Raw genomic sequence first — 607 nt, 5'->3', positions numbered from 1 at the left:
AACCGGCGAGACCGCCATTTTCGACACCAAGACCAACCAGATCACGATGCAGGGCGGCGTGGTGCTGACCCAGTGCAAGAACGTGCTGCGCGGCGACCGGCTGATGGTGGACATGACGACCGGCGTCTCCCGGGTCGAATCCGACAGCGGCAAGGTGCAGGCGCTGCTTCCGCAAAGCACCGGCGGGGCAGGGCAGGGCTGCGGTTCGTCCGGTCCGGCTTCGCCATTGTCGCTTGGTCCGGCCAAGCCGAAATAGTCCCGCGGGGCTAAGTGAATTCATGACCGATGGTGTTGTGACCGTTCGCGCGAGTCATGCAGTTGTAAGGTCGGTTTTTGCCGCCGCATTGCTCGCGACGGCGCCGAGCGGCGCCTCAGCGCAGAGCGCAACGACAGGCGTATCCAATGCGCTGCAGGGCTTTTCGCAGAACCGCGACCAGCCGATCCAGATCGAGGCGGCTTCGCTGGAGATGCGCGACAAGAAGGAAGCGACCTTCTCGGGCAATGTGAAGGTGGTCCAGGGCGACACCACGATGACCTCGAAATCCCTCGTGGTGTTTTACGAGTCCGGCGGCTCTGGCGGCGCCGGGGGAAGTGCCAAGCCTGCCAA

2 protein-coding genes are annotated in these 607 nt (G+C 64.1%); both read left to right on the top strand.

Features of this window, described 5'->3' with window-relative positions:
• On the top strand, positions 1-256 hold a 256-nt coding region (locus BRAS3843_RS28895; RefSeq protein ID WP_035983128.1), incomplete at its 5' end, for an LptA/OstA family protein.
• A 22-nt stretch (positions 257-278) separates the two neighbouring features.
• Positions 279-607, top strand: a 329-nt coding sequence (locus BRAS3843_RS28890; RefSeq protein WP_277996496.1) for an LptA/OstA family protein, incomplete at its 3' end; no start/stop codon positions are given.

It is taken from the genome of Bradyrhizobium sp. STM 3843 (assembly GCF_000239815.1).
In the GTDB taxonomy this organism is placed as follows: domain Bacteria; phylum Pseudomonadota; class Alphaproteobacteria; order Rhizobiales; family Xanthobacteraceae; genus Bradyrhizobium.
Note: the sequence above shows the minus strand (reverse complement) of the source record. Positions and strands in the feature narration are given on the sequence as shown.